Below are 18,415 nucleotides of genomic sequence, written 5' to 3' on the forward strand. Positions count from 1 at the left end.
GCACAAGCGTTTCAATGTAGGAGCGGGCCATGCCCGCGATCGCGCCCAAGGGGCGCTCCTACAGGTAAGTCCGGTGTCGGGCGTCTCCGGGCTCTTGTTCCTGCGCTCCACGAACCTGCCTGCCGTGCCGCGGCATTCATCCTGTGAATAACTGTTTCGCTAGGCGGTACGAGGTTCCATGAGGCTGCATCGCGTTGCTATGCTCCCCCGGCTGGCCGCCGTGCAGCGGCCTACGGATTTTCCGCAGTACAACGACAAGACCGGGGACCGTCATGCAGCCTTTCAGCTTCGCCACCACGGCGCAGATTCTCTGCGAAAGTGGTTCCGCCGCCCGCCTGGGTGAACTCTGCCGCGAGCGCGGCGCCCAGCGCGTGCTCATCGTCACCGACCCCGGCATCACCCGGCTGAACATGCTCGACGGCGTGCTGCCGGGCTTCGCCGCGGCCGGCGTGGCGGTGGAAGTCTTCGACCAGGTGCTGGCCGACCCGCCCGAAAGCATCGTGCTGGAAGCCTCTGACCAGGCACGCCGGATGGCCGCGCAGCTGGTGGTCGGCTTCGGCGGCGGCAGCTCGATGGATGTCGCCAAGCTGGTCGCCCTGCTGGCTCACCCGCTGGCGACACAAGGCCTGAAGGATGTCTTCGGCGTCGGCAACGCCCGTGGCCCGCGCCTGCCGCTGATCCAGGTGCCGACCACCGCCGGCACCGGCTCGGAAGTGACGCCGATCGCCATCGTCACCACCGGCGAGACCACCAAGATGGGCGTGGTCAGCCCGCACCTGCTGCCGGACCTGGCCGTGCTCGACGCGGACCTAACCCTCGGTCTGCCGCCGGCGGTCACCGCCGCCACCGGCATCGACGCCATGGTTCACGCCATCGAGGCATACACCAGCAAGCTGAAGAAGAACCCGCTGTCCGACCTGCTGGCCCGCGAAGCCCTGCGCCTGCTGGCGCTGAACCTCGATGAAGCGGTGCACAACGGCCGCAACCGGGAGGCGCGCCAGGCGATGCTGCTGGGCGCCTGCCTGGCCGGGCAGGCTTTCGCCAACGCCCCGGTGGCCGCCGTGCATGCGTTGGCCTACCCGCTGGGTGGGCACTTTCACATTCCCCACGGCCTGAGCAACGCGCTGGTGCTGCCCGAGGTGATCCGCTTCAATGCACCCAACGCCGGCCCGCTCTACGCCGAGCTGGCGCCGCTGCTACTGGGCGACCGCCTGCGCAGCGATGCCGACCGCACCGAGCAGTTCATCGCCGAACTGGCCGACCTCAGCCCGCGCAGCGGCCTGCCATCGCGCCTGCGTGATGCCGGCGTGCCGGAGGACAGCCTGCCGCGCCTGGCCGCCGATGCGATGTTGCAGCAGCGCCTGCTGGTGAATAATCCCCGCGAAGTCAGCGAGAGCGACGCGCTGGCCATCTACCGAGCTGCCTTCTGAGTACCCGATGAGCGAACAGCACCCCAGCCGCGCCGATTACGCGCACTTCCAGCCGATCACCACGCGCTGGCACGACAACGACATCTACGGCCACGTGAACAACGTGACCTACTACGGCTTCTTCGACACCGCGGTGAATACCTACCTGATCGAGCGCGGCGGCCTGGATATCCACGACGGCGACGTAGTGGGTTTCGTGGTCAGTTCCAGCTGCGACTACTTCGCGCCGGTGGCCTTCCCCGAGCGCATCGAAGTTGGCCTGCGGGTCGGCAAGCTGGGCAATAGCTCGGTGCAGTACGAACTGGCGATCTTCCGCGAGGGCGATGAACTGGCCTGCGCGGCGGGCAAGTTCGTACATGTGTTCGTGGATCGGGCGAGCAACCGGCCGGTATCGATTCCGGCACCGCTGCGCGAGGCGATGGAAGTGCTGGTTCGCGCCTGACCTGCGGGGGTGAGCGGGTTTCTCACCAGCCCATCGGATAATGCTCGATCCGGCAGGGTCGGCTGTTGCCGTCGCCCTTGCAGATGCCGTCCAGGTACTGGTAGCGCATCCACACCCGTTGCCCGGCCGCAGGCCAGTGCTGGCGTGGGATGCGGCTCTGCCAGTCGGCGCTTTCCGGTTCGAAGGCGATGACCTCGCCCGGGCTCGGGCACTCGGTCCCCGCCGAGCGCGGCTTGGCCGATGCCACCCGGCCTTCCAGCCCGCGCACGGGCAGCTTGAGCGCTCCGGTGATTTCCACTTCCAGCTGGCAGACCTGCCAGTCCCCGGCGTACGCGGTCTGCGCGGCGCAGAGCGCCAGCAGCAGTCCGGCAGCAGCAAGAGCTTTCACGAGTAACTCCTTGTCGGCAGTGATCCCTCCCGGCAAGCCTATACCAGCCTTGCGGGATGATACGGGGCTTGTCCCGGGCGGCGCGTCCGGCCTATTCTGGCGGCCGGTCGGCAGTTCACCCAGGCGTCGCCGCCTCCGTATGGAGAGCGCTAAACCTGCCGCGCGGTTCCCCGCACTTTCAACGATCCGACACACTTTCCCCGTGCCGCATCGGAATGGCGACCCCCGATTACCTCCTGCGCGAGGTCTTGGCACGCAACGAGGATTGCACTGTGTCCAGGCAACGCTTGCCCTATCACGCCCCCGACATCTCCGCGCTGGCGAAATCGCTGGCGCGCCAGCTCGACGATTCGCCCGAGCGCCCCGGTCATGTCGAACTGCTCAACCTGCTCGCCCGCGCGGTGGGCTTCCGCAACTACCAGGCGTTGCGCGCCAGCCATCAGGCCGAGACGCGACTGGCCCGTGAAGCCGAGCCTGGAGCCGTGGTGGATTTTCGCCGCGTCGAGCAATGGCGGCGCTACTTCGATGACGCCGGCTGCCTGCAACGCTGGCCGAAGAAGCACAGCCACCGCGAGGCCTGCCTCTGGGTGCTGTGGTCGCGATTGCCGGCACGGCAGCGCTGGAGCGAGAAGCAGCTCAACGAACGGCTGCGCGCCCAGGAGTGCCTGGGCGACCACCTGCTGTTGCGAAGGGCACTGGTGGACGGCGGTTGGCTCGCACGCACTGAAGATGGTGGCGAGTACAGGCGCATCGAGCGACGTCCGCCGGCCGAGCTGGGCGCGCTGTTGTCCTGTTTGCCAGCTTGCGCCTGAAGCTGAAGGCCTGAACGAAAAAGCCCGCCAATAGGCGGGCTTTTTCACACGGGCATCTGTCAGTCGTCGTGATGCTTGTGTTTGTGCTTGTAGTGGCCTTTGCCCTTGTGATGGCTCTTGCTGCCACTGTGGTGATCATCGTCGTTATCGTCGGCCAGGTGGTTGCCCAGCGCGCCGCCGGCTGCACCGCCCAGGCCCGCGCCGATGGCGCCGCCGGTGGAACCGCCGACCTTGTTGCCGATGACCGAGCCGCCGGCCGCACCCAGGCCGCCACCGATGGCTGCCTCGGTCTTGTTGCCGTTCTTCGCGCCCATCGCGCCGCCAGCCGCACCGCCTACGCCAGCACCGATGGCCGCACCGGTGGAGCCGCCCAGGGCGCCGCCGACCACGTTGCCGAGGGCGCCACCGATACCGCCGCCAATGGCGGTCTTGGTGTCATCGGCCACGGCGTGGCTGGCCAGCAGGGCCAGTGCCAGAACAGAAAGAGTCTTACGCATGTTGCGAACCTGAAAGTAGGAATTATCGGGAGAATTGTCCCGCACACAAAACAGCCGGGCAATCAGGCCCGGCTGTCAGTCGTCGTTTCCGTGGACTGATCGCGGTGAGTTATGCCGCGGATCAATCCCAGTCGCGATGATGGTGCTTGTGCTTGTACCAGCCACGGTGGCGACCGTTGTCGTGCCAGCGGCGGTCGTAGTGGCGATGGTCGTCGTAACGGGCGCGACGGTAGCCGCGGTAGTCGTCATCGTCGTCATCGCGGTTGTTGTCGGCGTAATGGTTGCCCAGCGCGCCGCCTGCGCCGCCGCCCAGGGCCGCGCCGATCAGGCCACCGGTGGTGCCGCCCATCTTGTTGCCCAGCACCTGGCCGCCGGCCGCGCCCAGGCCGCCGCCGATGGCGGCTTCTGTCTTGTTACCGTGGCGGGCGCCCATTGCGCCGCCCGCTGCACCGCCAAGGCCACCACCGATGGCGGCGCCGGTGCTGCCGCCGACCGCCTGGCCGACCGCAGTGCCCAATACCCCGCCCAGGGCGCCACCGACGCCGGCACGGGTGTCGCCGTCCGCAAAGGCGGTGCCACCGACCAGCGCAAGAGACAACAGGAGCATCGAGGAGTACTTCATAGAGAGGATCTCTCTGTGGGGATGTTGGAAGCGATCCTCGGGTCGTGCGAAGGCTCTGACAAGGGGGTTCCGACGAGTAACACGACTTTCATCAAATATTGCAAGTATTTGATTTATGGTCAGAACTTTTTCGATTTTGGGCGGTCTGAGTGTTATTCCAGGGTTCCATTTGTGAGGTGTTTTTCTCACAAATTGCCATTGAAATGATGGCTTTTCACGAAAATCACCCTGGTCCTTCCGAGTTTACCTTTCATCCCTTTCTGACGTGACGCCAATCCAGCGGATTTTTCGCAGGACGACATTTTCCTGCGCGCCCGAAATCCCCCTGCAGGAGCGGGTCATGCCCGCGATCGCGCCCATGGGGCGCTCCTGCAAGGAGTATTGAAGCGTCAGGTCGTCAAACGATCCGCAGGCTCGGCCGCGCCTTCTCGAAGCGGATGGCGACGAACTTCGAGGTTGGCGTATGGCTGCCCACGCCGTGGCTGTCCAGCGGCACCAGCGGGTTGGTTTCCGGGTAGTAGGCGGCGGCCTGGCCGGCGGGGATGTCGTAGGCCAGCAGGGTGAAGCCGCTGACGCGGCGGTCCACGCCATCGGACCAGAGCGACAGCATGTCCACCTTCTCGCCGGGCTCGAAGCCCAGGCGGCGGATGTCGGCCTCGTTGGCGAACACCACTTCGCGCTGGCCGCGCACGCCGCGGTAGCGGTCGTCCAGGCCATAGATGGTGGTGTTGTACTGATCGTGGGAGCGCAAGGTCTGCAGGATCAGGTGCGGTTCCTGGCCGGTCTCGCGGATTTTCGCGTGGACCAGGTCCGCCGGCAGCGGATGATGGTGGAAGTTGGCCTTGCCGCTGGCGGTGTTCCAGCGCCGCGAACCGGCCGAGTTGCCCAGGTGGAAGCCGCCGGGATTGGCCACGCGACGGTTGAAGTCGGTGAAGCCGGGAATGGTGTCGGCGATCAGGTCGCGGATGCGGTCGTAGTTGGCGATCATCGCGTCCCAGTCCACCGGGTGGTTGCCCAGGGTGGCCTTGGCGATGCCGGCGATGATGGCGGGCTCGGAACGCATCTGCTTCGACGAGGGCTCCAGCTGGCCAAAGGACGCGTGGATCATGCTGAAGGAATCTTCCACGGTTATCGCCTGCGGGCCTTCGGCCTGGCGGTCGATGTCGGTGCGGCCCAGGCATGGCAGGATCAGCGCGTCGCCGCCCACGGTGAGGTGGCTGCGGTTGAGCTTGGTGCTGATCTGCACGGTCAGCGCGCAGCTCTGCAGGGCGCTGTGGGTGCGCGGGCTGTCCGGGGTCGCCTGGGCGAAGTTGCCGCCCAGGCCGATGAACACCTTCGACTGGCCATCGAGCATGGCGTTGATCGCCTCGACGGTGTTGTGGCCGTTCTCGCGCGGCACCTTGAACTGGAAGCGGCGCTCGATGGCGTCGAGCAACGCGGCCGGCGGGCGGTCGTTGATGCCCATGGTGCGGTCGCCCTGCACGTTGCTGTGGCCGCGCACCGGGCACAGGCCGGCGCCGGGGCGGCCGACGTTGCCGCGCAGCAGTTGCAGGCTGACCAGTTCCTGGATGGTCGGCACCGAGTGGTGGTGCTGGGTGATACCCATGGCCCAGCAGACGATCACGCGTTCGGCGCGGCGGTACATGATCGCGGCCTGCTCAATTTCCTCGAGGCTCAGGCCTGACTGCTGGACGATGTGGTCCCAGCTGGTGTCGTCCACGGCGGCGAGGTAGGCGTCGACGCCCTGGGTGTGCTCGGCGATGAATTCATGATCGAACACCGCCGGCTCGCCGTTGGCCTGGGCTTCGCGTTCCCATTGCAGGAGGAACTTGGCCATGCCGCGCACGGCAGCCATGTCGCCGCCCAGGGCGGGGCGGAAGAACGCGGTGTTGAGCGGCTCGGAGCCGTTGGTGAGCATTTCCAGCGCGTGCTGCGGGTGCTGGAAACGCTCCAGGCCGCGCTCCTTCAGCGGGTTGAAGGCGACCACCTGGGCGCCGCGCTTAACCGCCTCGCGCAGCGGTTCGAGCATGCGCGGGTGATTGGTGCCGGGGTTCTGGCCGAAGACGAAGATCGCGTCGGCATGCTCGAAGTCGTCGAAGGTCACGCTGCCCTTGCCGACGCCGACGCTCTGGCCCAGGGCGACGCCGCTGGCCTCGTGGCACATGTTCGAGCAGTCGGGGAAGTTGTTGGTGCCGAAGGCGCGGACGAACAGCTGATAAAGGTACGCGGCCTCGTTGCTCGCCCGGCCTGAGGTGTAGAACTCGGCCTGGTCAGGGCTTTCCAGGGCATTCAGGTGCTGGGCGATCAGGGCGAAGGCGTTGTCCCAGGCGATCGGCTGGTAGCGGTCGGTGGCCGGGTCGTAGCGCATCGGGTCGGTCAGGCGGCCCTGGTACTCGAGCCAGTAGTCGCTCTGCTCGCGCAGCGAGCTGACGCTGTGACGGGCGAAGAAGGCCGGGTCGACGCGGCGCTTGGTGGCTTCCCAGTTCACCGCCTTGGCGCCGTTCTCGCAGAACTTCACCCGGCCGTCTTCCGGCGAGTCGCCCCAGGCGCAACCGGGGCAGTCGAAGCCGCCGTTCTGGTTGGTCTTGAGCAGCGCACGCAGGTTCTTGAACGGCTGCTTGCTGTCCAGCCAGAAGCGCGTGACGCTGATGAGCGCGCCCCAGCCGGCGGCTGCGCCCTTGTAGGGTTGGTAGCGGGGATTCTCTTGCTGCAGGCTCATGGGGTCTCTTTGTCTTCGAAAGCGGGTGTTCAGGCGGCTGGCGGAGCCGGGCTGTAGATGCGCGGCGCGCTGCGGTGCGGCAGGTGGATCAGGTTCAGGTTGTGCTCGCGGGCCCACTGCACGGTGAGTGCGGTCGGCGCGGAAAGGCTGACCAGGGTCGACAGGCCGCCGCGCACGGCCTTGTGGATAAGTTCCAGGCTGCAGCGGCTGGTGACCACGGCGAAACCGCCGGCCAGGTCCAGGCGCTGGCGCTTGAGCGCACCGATCAGCTTGTCGAGGGCGTTGTGGCGGCCGATGTCCTCGCGGCACAGGCGAATCTCGCCGGCGGCATCGACGAACAGCGCGGCGTGCAGGGCGCCGCTGCGGCGGCCGATCTCCTGCACGGCGTTGACCCGTTCACGCAGGTGTTCGAAGTGGGCGGCGGGCGGCAGCGGCGCCGACGGCAACACCGGCAGGCCGGGCAGCGCCTGGTCCAGCGCCTCGACGCCGCACAGGCCGCAGCCGGTATTGCCGGCCAGCTGCCGGCGCTGGTCCTTGAGGGCCCAGAAGGCGCGATTGCTGACTTGCAGCTCGGCCGCGATAGCGTCGCCGTGGGGCGTCAGGCGCACGTCATAGATGTCGTCGATGGAGTCGATGAGACCGGCGCCAAGGCTGAAGCCGTAGGCGAAGTCTTCCAGGTCGTTCGGCGAGACCATCATGACGGCCTGGCTGAGCCCGTTGTAGGCAATTGCCAGGGCGATTTCCCCGGCCAGCACGGCGCGACCGGTGTCGCCCTCCGGGGTGAGTTCGGCATAGCTGTAGCCGTCGGCAGGCACGACGGCATCCCGGACCGCGGCGCTGGCCGGGCGGGTGATCAGGCAAGGCATGGGCTGAGCCCTGTGGTTCTAATAATGCGACCAGCCTATGCCTATGCCGGGGCAGCGTCTAATGGCTGCTGTCGATGTTGTGATCGACGCGGTCTATCGGTCTGCTTCGGAACCGCCCAGCAGAACCGCTGCTTCGCGGAAGCAGGCCTCGGCCAGTGCCGAGCGCGGCTCGCTGCGGCGCAGGATCAGGCCCAGCGGCGCCAGCGTGCGCGCGTCCTCTATCGGGGTGAGGGCGAAGTGCTCGCCCTGGGCGTCCAGCCCGCTGCCCAGCGGCATGATCGCGCAACACAGCCCGCGCTCCACGGCCTGCACCAGTTGGTGCACGGCGTCGGTTTCCAGGCGTGCCTGGGGTGTCAGGCCCCGGCTGCGAAAACCGTGGTCGATGGACTGGCGGAAGTGCATGCCGGCCGAGAGCAAGCCCAGCGGCAGCTCCGCCAGGGCGTCCCAGCTCAGGGTCGGGCTGTCGATCTGGAAGTGCCGGCGGTCATGCAGCAGACCCATGCGCGTGGCAGCCAGTTCGAGGCTTTCGAAGTGCTCGCGGTCGAGGCGGTCGAGGTACGACAGGCCGAGGTCCAGCTGGTTGCGACCGAGGCCTTCGAGGATGTTCTCCGAGCTCAGGGCGAACAGCTGGAAGCGCAGTTCCGGGTGGCGCTGGGCGAACAGCTCGATCAGTCGCATGGGGTCGAACCCCGCCAGTGGCACCAGGCCCAGGCGCAGGGTGCCGACCAGTTGGCCCCGACACGCGGCCGCTTCGGCGTAGAGTCCGTCGTGGGCCGCCAGCAGGCTGCGGGCCCAGGCCAGCACGCGTTCGCCGGCTTCGGTGAAACCCTCGAAGCGCTGCCCACGGCGCACCAGTTCCAGGCCCAGCTCTTCCTCCAGGCTGCGCACGCGCATGGACAGGGTCGGCTGGGTGACATGGCAGCGCGCCGCCGCCTGGCCGAAGTGTCGCGTCTCGTCCAGGGCGCAGAGAAATTTCAGCTGCTTGATGTCCATCGGCGGAAAGGCTCCGGGGGCGTTCTGTCGGGTCGGGGAGGGATTAGGACTTTTCCGTCAGGCGCTGCGGAAGTCGCCGTCTAGACTCCAGGGGCGCGCGGTCTGCCCAATGCCGGCCGCCTGTCACTGTAACCGTAGGGAGGTTGGAAATGGGCATTTTTGCGTTCGTGAAGGAAGCCGGCGAGAAGCTGTGGGAAAGCATTGTGGGCCAGGAGGCGCAGGCCGCCGAATCGCTCAAGGACCACATCGCCAAGGTTGGCCTGGGCAACCCGAACATCCAGGTCAGCGTCGAGGGCGACAAGGTGATCGCCACCGGTGAAGTGGCCAGCCAGGAAGAGAAGGAAAAGATCCTCCTCGCGCTGGGCAACGTTGCGGGGGTTTCCGGTGTGGAAGACCACATCACCGTTGCCGCTTCTGCAGCCCCTGCTGCCGAGGCGCGCTTCGTCACCGTGAAGAAGGGCGACACCCTGAGCGCCATCGCCAAGGCCGAGTACGGCAACGCCAACGCCTACATGAAGATATTCGAGGCGAACAAGCCGATGCTCAGCCATCCGGACAAGATCTATCCCGGCCAGGTGCTGCGGATTCCGGAGTAAAGCCAGAGAGCCCGGCCCAGCGCCGGGCTCGCTGTTTCTGCAGCCCTCGATTCACAACCCTTCGAGCAGCGCCCGGTAGTCTTCCTGGGCGGCGAATTCCTCGGTGTCCTTCGGCCCCTGGCGGCTGTCCGGCTGGCGCACCGCCAGCAACTGGGCGACGCCGAAGGTCCGCGCAGCGCGCAGGATCGGCAGGCTGTCGTCGATGAACAGGCTGCGCGCCGGATCGAAACCGACGTCCGCCCGCAGCGCCTGCCAGAACTGCTGGTCTTCCTTGGGGAAGCCGTAGTCGTGGGAGCTGATCAGCCGGTCGAACCAGGGCGACAGCTCCACTCGCTGCATCTTCAGCGTCAACGAATCGCGGTGGGCGTTGGTGATCAGCACCGCGCGCTTGCCGTGGCGGCGCAGTTCGGCGAGGAACAGGTCGGCGTCAGGGCGCAGGGCGATGAGGTCGGCGACCTCGTGCTTGAGGTCGAGGATCGACAGCTTGAGCTCGCGGCTCCAGAAGTCCAGGCAGTACCAGTTGAGCAGGCCTGCATTGTCGCGGAACAGCGGCAGCAACTCGGCGTCGGCCTCGGCCCGGCTGATGCCATGGTGTTCGGCGTAGCGTTGCGGGAGGTGTTCGAGCCAGAAGTGGTTGTCGAAATGCAGATCGAGCAGGGTGCCGTCCATGTCGAGCAGGACGGTGTCGATCTGGTTCCAGGGCAGGCGTGGCATGCTGGGCTTTCGCAAAAGGGTGTCGCAATTGCGCCGCTGGTGGACGGAATCGGCGCGATATCTGACACGGAGAATCGGAAAAGGCGGGTTATCATAGCCGACCCGGCCACCCCCAGGAGTCGCCCCATGCGTCAGAAACCCACGGTCCTCGCCCGAGAGATCGTTGCCAGAAGCCGGCTTTTCGCCGTCGAGGAGCTGCAGCTGCGCTTCTCCAATGGCGTCGAGCGTACCTACGAGCGCCTGGTGGGCAAGGGGCAGGGCTACGGCGCGGTGATGGTGATCGCCATGCTCGATGCCGAACACGCCGTGCTGGTCGAGGAATACTGTGCCGGGGTCGACGAGTACCAGCTGTCGCTGCCCAAGGGCCTGGTGGAGCCGGGCGAGGACATCCTCGACGCCGCCAACCGCGAGCTGAAGGAAGAGGCCGGCTATGGCGCCCGCCAGCTCGAGTACATCACCGAACTGTCGCTGTCACCCGGCTACATGAGCCAGCGCATCCAGGTGGTGCTCGCCCGCGACCTCTACGAGGAATCGCTGCCCGGCGACGAGCCCGAGCCGATGGGCGTGGACAAGATCAGCCTGCGCGAGCTTTCCAGCCTTGCGCAGAATGCCCAGTTCAGTGAGGGGCGGGCCCTGGCCGCGCTCTATCTGGTACGTGACCTGCTGACCCAACGAGGGGAATTCCAGCCGTGATGAATGCTTTTCTGCCCGCCGTGATCGACCTGGTACACAAGGCGGGTGATGTGATCCTGCCGTTCTGGCAAGGCGACCTGGATGTCCAGAGCAAGGCCGACGAGTCGCCGGTGACCGCCGCCGACCTGGCTGCCCACCGCGTACTGGCCGACGGTCTGCGCGCGCTGGCGCCGGATGTGCCGGTGCTGTCCGAGGAAGATTGCAACATCCCCCTCGAGCAGCGCGCCCAGTGGACTCGCTGGTGGCTGGTGGACCCGCTGGACGGTACCAAGGAGTTCATCTCCGGCAGTGACGAGTTCACCGTCAACGTCGCGTTGATCGAGCGCGGCCGGGTGGTCTTCGGCGTGGTCGGCATTCCGGCCAGCGGCCGCTGCTACTACGGCGGTGCCGGTCTGGGCGCCTGGTGCGAGGACCGTGGCGACGAGCCCGAAGCCATCGAAGTGCGCACCGAGCCGGACGATGTCTTTACCGTGGTAGCCAGCAAGCGCCACTCCAGCCCGCAGCAGGAAAGCCTGCTGGCCGGCCTGGCGCAGCGCTTCGGCAACCTGAACCTGGCCAGCATCGGCAGCTCGCTGAAGTTCTGCCTGCTCGCCGAAGGCTCGGCTGACTGTTACCCGCGACTGGCACCGACCAGCCAGTGGGACACCGCGGCGGCCCAGGGCGTACTGGAAGGTGCTGGCGGCGAAGTGTTGGATGTGCGCGGCGAGCCCTTCACCTATGAAGCGCGGGAGAGTCTGCTCAACGAGTCCTTCCTGGCGCTGCCCAAGGCGGCCCCCTGGCGCGCAGACCTGATCCAGCTGGCTCGTGCGCTGGACTGAGCTGCGTTTCATCCGGCAGGCATACGCCCGGCATTTACTTGCCGGGCGGTTCGCGAGCAAGCTCGCTCCTACGTAAAAGCCCCTCAGATATCGTCATCCATGCCCGAATTACCTGAAGTCGAAACCACCCGCCGGGGTATCGCACCCCACCTCGAAGGCCAGCGCGTCAGCCGCGTGATCGTCCGCGAGCGCCGCTTGCGCTGGCCGATCCCCGAGGACCTGGACGTTCGCCTGTCCGGGCAGCGCATCGTGCAGGTGGAGCGGCGCGCCAAGTACCTGTTGCTCAATGCCGAGGTGGGGACGCTGATCAGCCACCTGGGCATGTCCGGCAGCCTGCGCCTGGTGGAGTGCGGCACGCCGGCCGCGCGCCACGAGCATGTGGATATCGAGCTGGAATCGGGCATGGCGTTGCGCTACACCGACCCGCGTCGATTCGGTGCGCTGCTCTGGAGCCTGACACCACTGGAGCACGAACTGTTGCGCCACCTCGGCCCGGAACCGCTGACCGACGCTTTCGAAGGCGAGCGTCTGTTCCAGCTGTCGCGCAACCGCAGCATGGCGGTGAAGCCCTTCATCATGGATAACGCCGTGGTGGTCGGCGTGGGCAACATCTACGCCACCGAGGCGCTGTTCGCCGCCGGTATCGACCCGCGCCGCGAGGCCGGAACCCTCTCGCGAGCGCGCTACGTGAAGCTCGCCCAGGAGATCAAGCGCATCCTCGCCATTGCCATCGAGCGCGGTGGCACCACGCTGCGCGACTTCGTCGGCGGCGATGGCCAGCCCGGCTATTTCCAGCAGGAACTCTTCGTCTACGGACGCGGCGGCGAGCCGTGCAAGGTCTGCGGCTCGACCCTGCGCGAAGTGCGCCTCGGCCAGCGTGCCAGCGTCTACTGTTCGCGCTGCCAACGCTGAGGCCCTGGGGCGGCCGTTAAGCTGCCGCCCCATTCTGCCCGATCCACCCCCCATAACAACAAGGGTCCCCGAAGAGGGGCCTTCAGGTGATTCATGTCTGGCAACTATCTGCCCCGCAACCCGTTCGCCGAGGCGCTCGGCCACAGCATGCTGCGCGTGGCCGGCTGGCGTATCGAAGGTGCGCTGCCCAAACTCGACAAGTTCGTGGTGATCGGCGCGCACCATACGTCCAACTGGGACTTCATCCTGTTCCTGGCGGTCAAGTTCGTGCTGCGCCTGAACGCCCGCTGGTTCGGCAAGCACACTATCTTCCGCGCACCCTTTGGCGGCCTGATGCGCCGCTGGGGCGGCATCCCGATCCAGCGCCACCTCAAGCTGAACACCGTGGACCAGGCGATCCAGGCCTTCGCAGACAACCGCGAGATGATGCTGATCCTCTCCCCGGAGGGCACGCGCAAGAAGGTCGAGCGCTGGAAAATGGGCTTCTACCACATCGCCCGTGGCGCGGGCGTGCCCATTGTGCTGGCGGCGCTGGATTACCCCGGCCGGCGCATCGTCATCGGCGAGCCGTTCTGGCCCACCGGCGACGAGTCCGCCGACCTGCGCCGCATGCTGGCCTTCTACCGGCCTTTCGTGCCGAAAAAGCCTGAATACGCATTCTTCGGCGATTGAAGGCTGTCACGCGACAAGTCACGGAGCGCTGTTATAGTTATGGCAGTCTGCCTGCCCAACTACACAAAAAAGGACTTCCCTCCATGAACGTGTTCCGCACCGCCGCCACTGCAATGGCCCTGGTCTGTGCATTCTCGGTGTTGCCGGCCGTTGCTCAGGAAGAAGTGAGCAACGTCAGCGGTGACCCGACCTATGTCGTCTCGGCCCCGCCGTTCTACTCCATGATTGGCGACCTGCTGATCGCGCGTCCGCTGCTGATCGCCGCCACCGTGGTCGGCACCGCTGCCTTCGTGGTCACCCTGCCGTTCAGCGCGGCCGGCGGCAACATCGGCGAAGCGGGCAAGGCGCTGGTCGTCGATCCGGGTAAGGCCGCCTTCGTGCGCTGCCTGGGCTGCACCACCAGCGGCTACAAGAAGGACTGATCCGTCGTCCTGTTCCGGGGCGGAGCGTCCGCCTCGCCAGCCCGGCTTGCCGGGTAAGTCCCGTAGGTAGCCCATGAACCTGAGCGGCCTGAAGAAGCACCTGCGTCCGCTGCTTCTGCTGCTGGTCGCTGTCATCCTGGGCTACACCTTCTGGTCCAGCGCCGGTCTGCTGCAGTTGGGAGCGGGCCTGGCGCTGTTCCTGTTCGGCATGCAGTGCCTGGAAGAAGGCCTGCGCGACCTCGCCGGCAGCCAGCTCGAGCGCTGGCTGGAGAAGAGCACCGCGACTCGCGGCAAGAGCCTGCTGTTCGGGCTGTTCGGCACCTTCCTGCTGCAATCCTCCACCCTGGTTTCCCTGCTCACCATCGCCTTCATCAGCACCGGGCTGATCCAGCTGGCCGGTGGCATCGCCATTCTTTTCGGCGCCAACCTCGGCGCTACCAGCGGCATCTGGCTGCTGGCGCTGGCCGGGCAGAACCTCAGCCTCAGCCCCCTGGCGCTGCCACTGCTGGTGTTCGGCGTGCTGATGGGCTTCAACGGCGCCAAGAGCAAGGCCGCCGGGCGCATCCTGCTGGGCATCGCTTTCATCTTCCTGGGCATCGACCAGATCAAGGACGGCTTCGGCAGCTTCGGCGATGCCATGGACATGAGCGACCTGCGCTCCGAAGGCATGCTCGGCGCGCTGCTGTTCGTCACTTTCGGCATCCTCATCACCGTGGTGCTGCAGTCCAGTCACGCGACCCTGATGCTGACGCTCGCCGCCCTCGCCGGTGGCCAGCTGGAGCTGGGCCAGAGCCTGGCGATCGCCATCGGCTCCAACGTGGGCAGCAGCGTGACCACGGCCTTCGTCGGTTCCCTGGGCGGCAACCGCAGCGGGCAGCGTTTGGCGCTGGCGCACGTGCTGTTCAACGTGGTGACCGGGGTGCTGGCGTTCCTCCTGCTCGCGCCGCTGACCTGGCTGGTGCACTGGCTGGTGACGCCGGTGGGGCTGGCGGACAACCCGATGATCCAGCTGGCGCTGTTCCACACCCTGTTCAACGGCATGGGCGTGGTGCTGTTCTGGCCGATCCAGGGCGCATTGGCCAATGCGCTGGTGCGCTGGCTGCCGGAGGTCGAAGAGCCGGCGGTGCTGATCACCGACATGGCCCCGGCGCTGCCCACCATCGAACGTACCCATGCGCGCTACCTCAATGAGCGCGCGCTGGATTCCGCTGACGCCGCCGCCAGCGCGGTGCTGCAGGAACTGCGGCACCTGGGGCGGCTGAGCATCGAGGTGATCTGCCACGCGCTGTACCTGCCGGTGGAGATGCTCAACCAGCCGCGGGTGGACGAAAGCCAGCTGCAGGCTGCGCCGGATCGCCATGCGCTGGCCGCGGAAGTGCTTTACCAACGCCATATCAAGGGCGTGTACGGCGACCTGCTGAGCTTCATGAGTCGCCTGGAAGTGCCGCTGGACGAGGAGCACCAGCGCTTCTGGCTGTCCTGCCAGGTGGTGGCGCTGCAACTGGTGGATGCGGTGAAGGACGCCAAACACCTGCAGAAGAACCTTGGCCAGGCCTTGCATGGCGAGCCTTCGGCGCTGCGCGATACCTACGTCGAGCTGCGCCGGCACTTGATCGGCATGTTGCGGGAAGTGCGCGCGCTGGGCTCGCTGCTCGGTGGCGAGCTGCCGGAAGAAGCCCTGGTGGCGCGCTTGCAGTTGCTCGACGAGAGCGCTGCGGAGTTCGATGCGGCGTTCCGCCAGCGCCTGTTCGCGGCAGTGCGCCGGCAGGAGCTGGACGGCCTGCAGATGAGCTCGCTGATGAACGACCTGGGCTACGTCAGCCGGATCATCCAGAGCCTGCGCAACGTGCTGCAACTGGGCACCGAGCATGGTCTGTTCGATACCCGCGAAGACGACGCTCCGGCGCTGATCCTGCCCTGATCAGCGCAGCGGCGCCGCCAGTTCGGTCGCCAGGCCGATGCCGCGCGGGTCGCTGGCGGACTGCACTTCGCCGGACTTCTTGTTCCACAGCAGCACCTGCTGGTTGCCGTAGGCGCGGCCGACATCCTTGAGGGTGTAGCCACGGCGCTGCAGGTCGGCCATTTCGGCGGCCGTGAAGGCGCGCGGTTCGTGCTCGATCACGTCGGGCAGGAACTGATGGTGGTAGCGCGGCGAGGAGACCCAGCGCTGCACCGGCTTGCCGTCCAGATAATCCAGCATCGCCAGCAGCACCATGCTGGGAATCCGGCTGCCGCCCGGTGTGCCGAAGGCGGCCAGCTCAGTGGGGCTTTCGATGAAGCTCGGGCTCATGCTCGACAGCGGGCGCTTGCCGGCGGCCACCGCGTTGGCCTGGCTGCCGGCCAGCTGGTAGGCATTGGCGCCGCTGACGTCGGTGGCGAAGTCGTCCATCTCGTCGTTGAGCAGCACGCCGGTGCCCGGCACGGTGAAGGCTGCACCGAAGGGCAGGTTGACCGACAGGGTGGCGGCCACGGCATTGCCGTCGGCATCCATCACTACAAAGTGGGTGGTGTGATCGCCTTCGCGCCAGGCGGGTGCTGGCGGCAAGGAGGAGCTGGGTGTGGCGCGCTGCGGGTCGATGCCTGAGGCGAGGCGCTTCAGGTAGTCCGGGGCGAGCAGCTGGCTGACCGGGTTGGCGACGCGGTCCGGGTCGCCCAGCAGGCCGCGGTCACGGTAGGCGCGGCGCAGGGCTTCCACCACGTAATGCACGCGCTGCACCGGCTCGGCCTTCCGCCACGGCAGTTGCTGCAGTATGCCCAGGCTCTGCGCTAGAGCCACGCCGCCGGCGGAAGGCGGCGGGGCGCTGATCAGTTCGCGGCCGTCGGCCAGCGGGTAGCGCAGTGCCTGACGTTCGACGGTGCGGTAGCTGGCGAGGTCTTCCAGGCTCCACACGCCGCCGGCGGCGCGCACGCCTTCCACCAGTTTCTCGGCGGTTTCACCTTCGTAGAAACCGATGCGGCCGTAGCGCGCCAGTTTCTCCAGGGTGTTGGCCAGCTGCGGCTGGCGCATCAGGCTGTATTCCTCGGGCAGGTTGCCCTGGTCGAGGAAGATGCGCGCGGTCTCGCGGTCCTTGCGCATCGCGTCGAGGCGCCAGGAGGCACGGTCGATGTAGACGCGGTCGATGGACACGCCATCGGTGGCCAGGCGGATCGCCGGCACGAGGTTGTTCGCCAGGGTCTTGCGGCCGTAGCGGCTGCTGATGTCCGCCAGGGCGGCAGGCAGGCCGGGGATGCCGGCGGCCAGCGGGCCGTTGAGCGACAGCTGCGGGTCAACCTTGCCGTTGCGCTCGTACATCCGCGCGTGGGCGGCCAGCGGGGCGCGCTCGCGGGCGTCGATGAAGTGGTAGGTCGGCGGATTCCCGGCCTTGCGCAGCAGGAAGAAACCGCCGCCGCCCAGACCCGAGCCATAGGGCTCGACCACCGCCAGCGCGGCGGCGATGGCCACGGCGGCGTCGAAGGCGTTACCGCCGTCGGCGAGGGTCTCCAGACCGGCAACGGTGGCCGATGGATGTGCGCTGGCGACGCTGGCCTGGGCGGGATGTTCCGCGGCGTGCAGGGCGAAGCTCAGCAGCAGGAGGCTGCACAAGCCAAGCAGGGAGGCGCGGGAGCGGGAATTCAACAGGGACATGGCATCTCACGAACCGCCGGCAGGGCCGGCTGGAAAACCAAACGGGGCGAAGGTGGAGGATAGACAATCCACAACGCCCCGGGTTTGTGAGAACTCAATGAAAAAGTGTCGAAACGCGCGATGTCAGGCTTTGCCGGTGAGCTTCTTGTACTTTTCCATCAGCTGATCCTTGCTCTCGACGTTGCTGTCGTCGAGGGGGATGCAGTCGACCGGGCAGACCTGCTGGCACTGCGGCTCGTCATAGTGGCCGACGCACTCGGTGCACAAGTTCGGGTCGATGACGTAGATCTCCTCGCCCTGGGAGATCGCGGCGTTGGGGCACTCGGGTTCGCAGACGTCGCAGTTGATGCAATCGTCAGTGATTTTCAGGGACATCGAACAACTCCAACCATGACGGCAGCCATGGCGATCGGTAGCAACAATGGTGAAATTGTGCCGTATCGGCGCGCGTAGTGCACGCAATCAGGGAGTCAGCTGACGGAAACCGCCATCCTTGGCGGCACGCGGGTCAGCGCTTGAAGCGCTCGGCCAGGGCGCTGGCCACCGCGGGATGGACGAACTTGGTGATGTCGCCGCCCAGTGCTGCGATCTCGCGCACCAGGGTGGAGGAGATGAAGGAGTACTTCTCCGACGGCGTGAGGAACATGCTTTCCAGGTCGGGCGCGAGCTGGCGGTTCATGTTGGCCAGCTGGAACTCGTACTCGAAGTCCGACACCGCGCGCAGGCCGCGCAGCAGGATGTTGGCGTTCTGTTCCTTGGCGAAATGGGCGAGCAGCGTCGAGAAACCGACGACTTCCACGTTGGGCAGGTGCGAGGTGACCTGGCGGGCCAGTTCTACGCGCTGTTCCAGCGGGAACAGGGGGTTCTTCTTGGGGCTGGCGGCGACGGCAATGATCACCTGGTCGAACAGTCGCGAGGCGCGTTCGACCAGATCGGCATGGCCTTTGGTGATGGGGTCGAAGGTACCCGGGTACAACACTCGATTCATCGCGGCGTCCTGGTCGGCTCTTGTTGGCAGGCTGGTGCAATAGCGGGCGGATGGTAACGCAGCATGTCCGTGGGGCCAAGCGACCTTGGTAGTGCTTCTGTGAACGGACTACCTGAGATAACCGGCGAGAGACCGGCGAGTCACGCGCAGGCCCCGTGCCAGAGCCTGCGCGTGCGGATTTGCTCGATCCGGCTCCGTTTCGCAGG

Annotated in this window: 20 protein-coding genes; 10 read left to right on the forward strand and 10 right to left on the reverse strand. The window is 66.7% G+C overall.

What is annotated here, in order from left to right; genetic code table 11:
- The first annotated feature begins 272 nt into the window (after positions 1-272).
- Both ABKS89_RS01845 and ABKS89_RS01850 read left to right on the forward strand, forming a co-directional pair.
- The gene (locus ABKS89_RS01845) at positions 273-1,430 is read left to right on the forward strand and encodes an iron-containing alcohol dehydrogenase (RefSeq protein ID WP_348589221.1); all 1,158 of its coding nucleotides are present in this window, start codon (positions 273-275) and stop codon (positions 1,428-1,430) included.
- A 7-nt stretch (positions 1,431-1,437) separates the two neighbouring features.
- Positions 1,438-1,872, forward strand: coding sequence for an acyl-CoA thioesterase (locus ABKS89_RS01850; protein WP_348589220.1), 435 nt, complete (start codon positions 1,438-1,440; stop codon positions 1,870-1,872).
- Positions 1,873-1,894: 22 nt separating this feature from the next.
- On the opposite strand, the gene ABKS89_RS01855 is transcribed toward ABKS89_RS01850, so the two are convergent.
- Positions 1,895-2,260 carry a hypothetical protein gene (locus tag ABKS89_RS01855; protein WP_138213155.1) on the reverse strand — a complete coding sequence of 122 codons (366 nt, stop codon included), beginning with the start codon at positions 2,258-2,260 and terminating at the stop codon, positions 1,895-1,897.
- A gap of 272 nt (positions 2,261-2,532) precedes the next feature.
- On the opposite strand from ABKS89_RS01855, the gene ABKS89_RS01860 reads away from it, so the two are divergent.
- Complete coding sequence (locus ABKS89_RS01860; RefSeq protein WP_171039372.1) at positions 2,533-3,072, forward strand: DUF2087 domain-containing protein; 540 nt, start codon at positions 2,533-2,535, stop codon at positions 3,070-3,072.
- Between the two features lie 59 nt (positions 3,073-3,131).
- Here ABKS89_RS01860 and ABKS89_RS01865 read toward each other — a convergent pair whose 3' ends face one another.
- The 5 genes from ABKS89_RS01865 to ABKS89_RS01885 form a co-directional block, all read right to left on the reverse strand.
- A complete protein-coding gene (locus ABKS89_RS01865) occupies positions 3,132-3,569 on the reverse strand; it encodes a YMGG-like glycine zipper-containing protein (protein ID WP_081519549.1) in 438 nt (145 codons plus the stop codon).
- Positions 3,570-3,690: 121 nt separating this feature from the next.
- Positions 3,691-4,191, reverse strand: a complete 501-nt coding sequence (locus ABKS89_RS01870) for a hypothetical protein (RefSeq protein ID WP_138213154.1) — start codon at positions 4,189-4,191, stop codon at positions 3,691-3,693.
- 397 nt (positions 4,192-4,588) lie between these two features.
- Entirely contained in the window at positions 4,589-6,910 is a 2,322-nt protein-coding gene (locus ABKS89_RS01875; RefSeq protein ID WP_348589219.1) for an FdhF/YdeP family oxidoreductase, read from the reverse strand.
- Between the two features lie 29 nt (positions 6,911-6,939).
- Complete coding sequence (fdhD, locus tag ABKS89_RS01880; protein ID WP_348589218.1) at positions 6,940-7,776, reverse strand: formate dehydrogenase accessory sulfurtransferase FdhD; 837 nt, start codon at positions 7,774-7,776, stop codon at positions 6,940-6,942.
- A gap of 93 nt (positions 7,777-7,869) precedes the next feature.
- The gene (locus ABKS89_RS01885) at positions 7,870-8,769 is read right to left on the reverse strand and encodes a LysR family transcriptional regulator (protein ID WP_138213151.1); all 900 of its coding nucleotides are present in this window, start codon (positions 8,767-8,769) and stop codon (positions 7,870-7,872) included.
- Between the two features lie 149 nt (positions 8,770-8,918).
- Here ABKS89_RS01885 and lysM point away from each other — a divergent pair, with 149 nt between their 5' ends.
- Positions 8,919-9,365 (forward strand): peptidoglycan-binding protein LysM, encoded by a 447-nt coding sequence (lysM, locus tag ABKS89_RS01890; RefSeq protein WP_138213150.1) that lies wholly within the window; start codon positions 8,919-8,921, stop codon positions 9,363-9,365.
- 51 nt (positions 9,366-9,416) lie between these two features.
- On the opposite strand, the gene yrfG is transcribed toward lysM, so the two are convergent.
- Entirely contained in the window at positions 9,417-10,079 is a 663-nt protein-coding gene (gene yrfG / locus ABKS89_RS01895; protein ID WP_348589217.1) for a GMP/IMP nucleotidase, read from the reverse strand.
- A 126-nt stretch (positions 10,080-10,205) separates the two neighbouring features.
- Between yrfG and nudE the strand changes: the two genes are divergently transcribed.
- The 6 genes from nudE to ABKS89_RS01925 all read left to right on the forward strand — a co-directional run bounded on the left by nudE (position 10,206) and on the right by ABKS89_RS01925 (position 15,517).
- A complete protein-coding gene (gene nudE, locus ABKS89_RS01900; RefSeq protein WP_088415924.1) occupies positions 10,206-10,772 on the forward strand; it encodes an ADP compounds hydrolase NudE in 567 nt (188 codons plus the stop codon).
- Positions 10,772-11,590 carry a 3'(2'),5'-bisphosphate nucleotidase CysQ gene (cysQ, locus tag ABKS89_RS01905; RefSeq protein WP_138213148.1) on the forward strand — a complete coding sequence of 273 codons (819 nt, stop codon included), beginning with the start codon at positions 10,772-10,774 and terminating at the stop codon, positions 11,588-11,590. Before nudE ends, cysQ begins: the two co-directional genes overlap by 1 nt.
- A gap of 99 nt (positions 11,591-11,689) precedes the next feature.
- Positions 11,690-12,502: a bifunctional DNA-formamidopyrimidine glycosylase/DNA-(apurinic or apyrimidinic site) lyase gene (gene mutM, locus ABKS89_RS01910; RefSeq protein ID WP_045213067.1), complete on the forward strand. Its 813-nt coding sequence runs from the start codon at positions 11,690-11,692 to the stop codon at positions 12,500-12,502.
- A gap of 93 nt (positions 12,503-12,595) precedes the next feature.
- The gene (locus ABKS89_RS01915) at positions 12,596-13,174 is read left to right on the forward strand and encodes a lysophospholipid acyltransferase family protein (protein WP_138213146.1); all 579 of its coding nucleotides are present in this window, start codon (positions 12,596-12,598) and stop codon (positions 13,172-13,174) included.
- 83 nt (positions 13,175-13,257) lie between these two features.
- Positions 13,258-13,596, forward strand: a complete 339-nt coding sequence (locus tag ABKS89_RS01920) for a multidrug transporter (RefSeq protein ID WP_138213145.1) — start codon at positions 13,258-13,260, stop codon at positions 13,594-13,596.
- A 73-nt stretch (positions 13,597-13,669) separates the two neighbouring features.
- A complete protein-coding gene (locus ABKS89_RS01925; protein WP_138213144.1) occupies positions 13,670-15,517 on the forward strand; it encodes a Na/Pi cotransporter family protein in 1,848 nt (615 codons plus the stop codon).
- Here the strand turns inward: ABKS89_RS01925 and ggt are convergent, their stop codons facing one another.
- The 3 genes from ggt to coaD all read right to left on the reverse strand — a co-directional run bounded on the left by ggt (position 15,518) and on the right by coaD (position 18,209).
- Positions 15,518-17,221: a gamma-glutamyltransferase gene (gene ggt, locus ABKS89_RS01930; protein WP_348589216.1), complete on the reverse strand. Its 1,704-nt coding sequence runs from the start codon at positions 17,219-17,221 to the stop codon at positions 15,518-15,520. It abuts the gene before it with no gap.
- A 123-nt stretch (positions 17,222-17,344) separates the two neighbouring features.
- Positions 17,345-17,596 carry a YfhL family 4Fe-4S dicluster ferredoxin gene (locus ABKS89_RS01935; protein ID WP_138213142.1) on the reverse strand — a complete coding sequence of 84 codons (252 nt, stop codon included), beginning with the start codon at positions 17,594-17,596 and terminating at the stop codon, positions 17,345-17,347.
- A 133-nt stretch (positions 17,597-17,729) separates the two neighbouring features.
- Positions 17,730-18,209: a pantetheine-phosphate adenylyltransferase gene (coaD, locus tag ABKS89_RS01940; RefSeq protein ID WP_024767001.1), complete on the reverse strand. Its 480-nt coding sequence runs from the start codon at positions 18,207-18,209 to the stop codon at positions 17,730-17,732.
- Positions 18,210-18,415: the final 206 nt, after the last annotated feature.

This window comes from Pseudomonas sp. LABIM340 (genome assembly GCF_040017195.2).
Taxonomy (GTDB): domain Bacteria; phylum Pseudomonadota; class Gammaproteobacteria; order Pseudomonadales; family Pseudomonadaceae; genus Pseudomonas.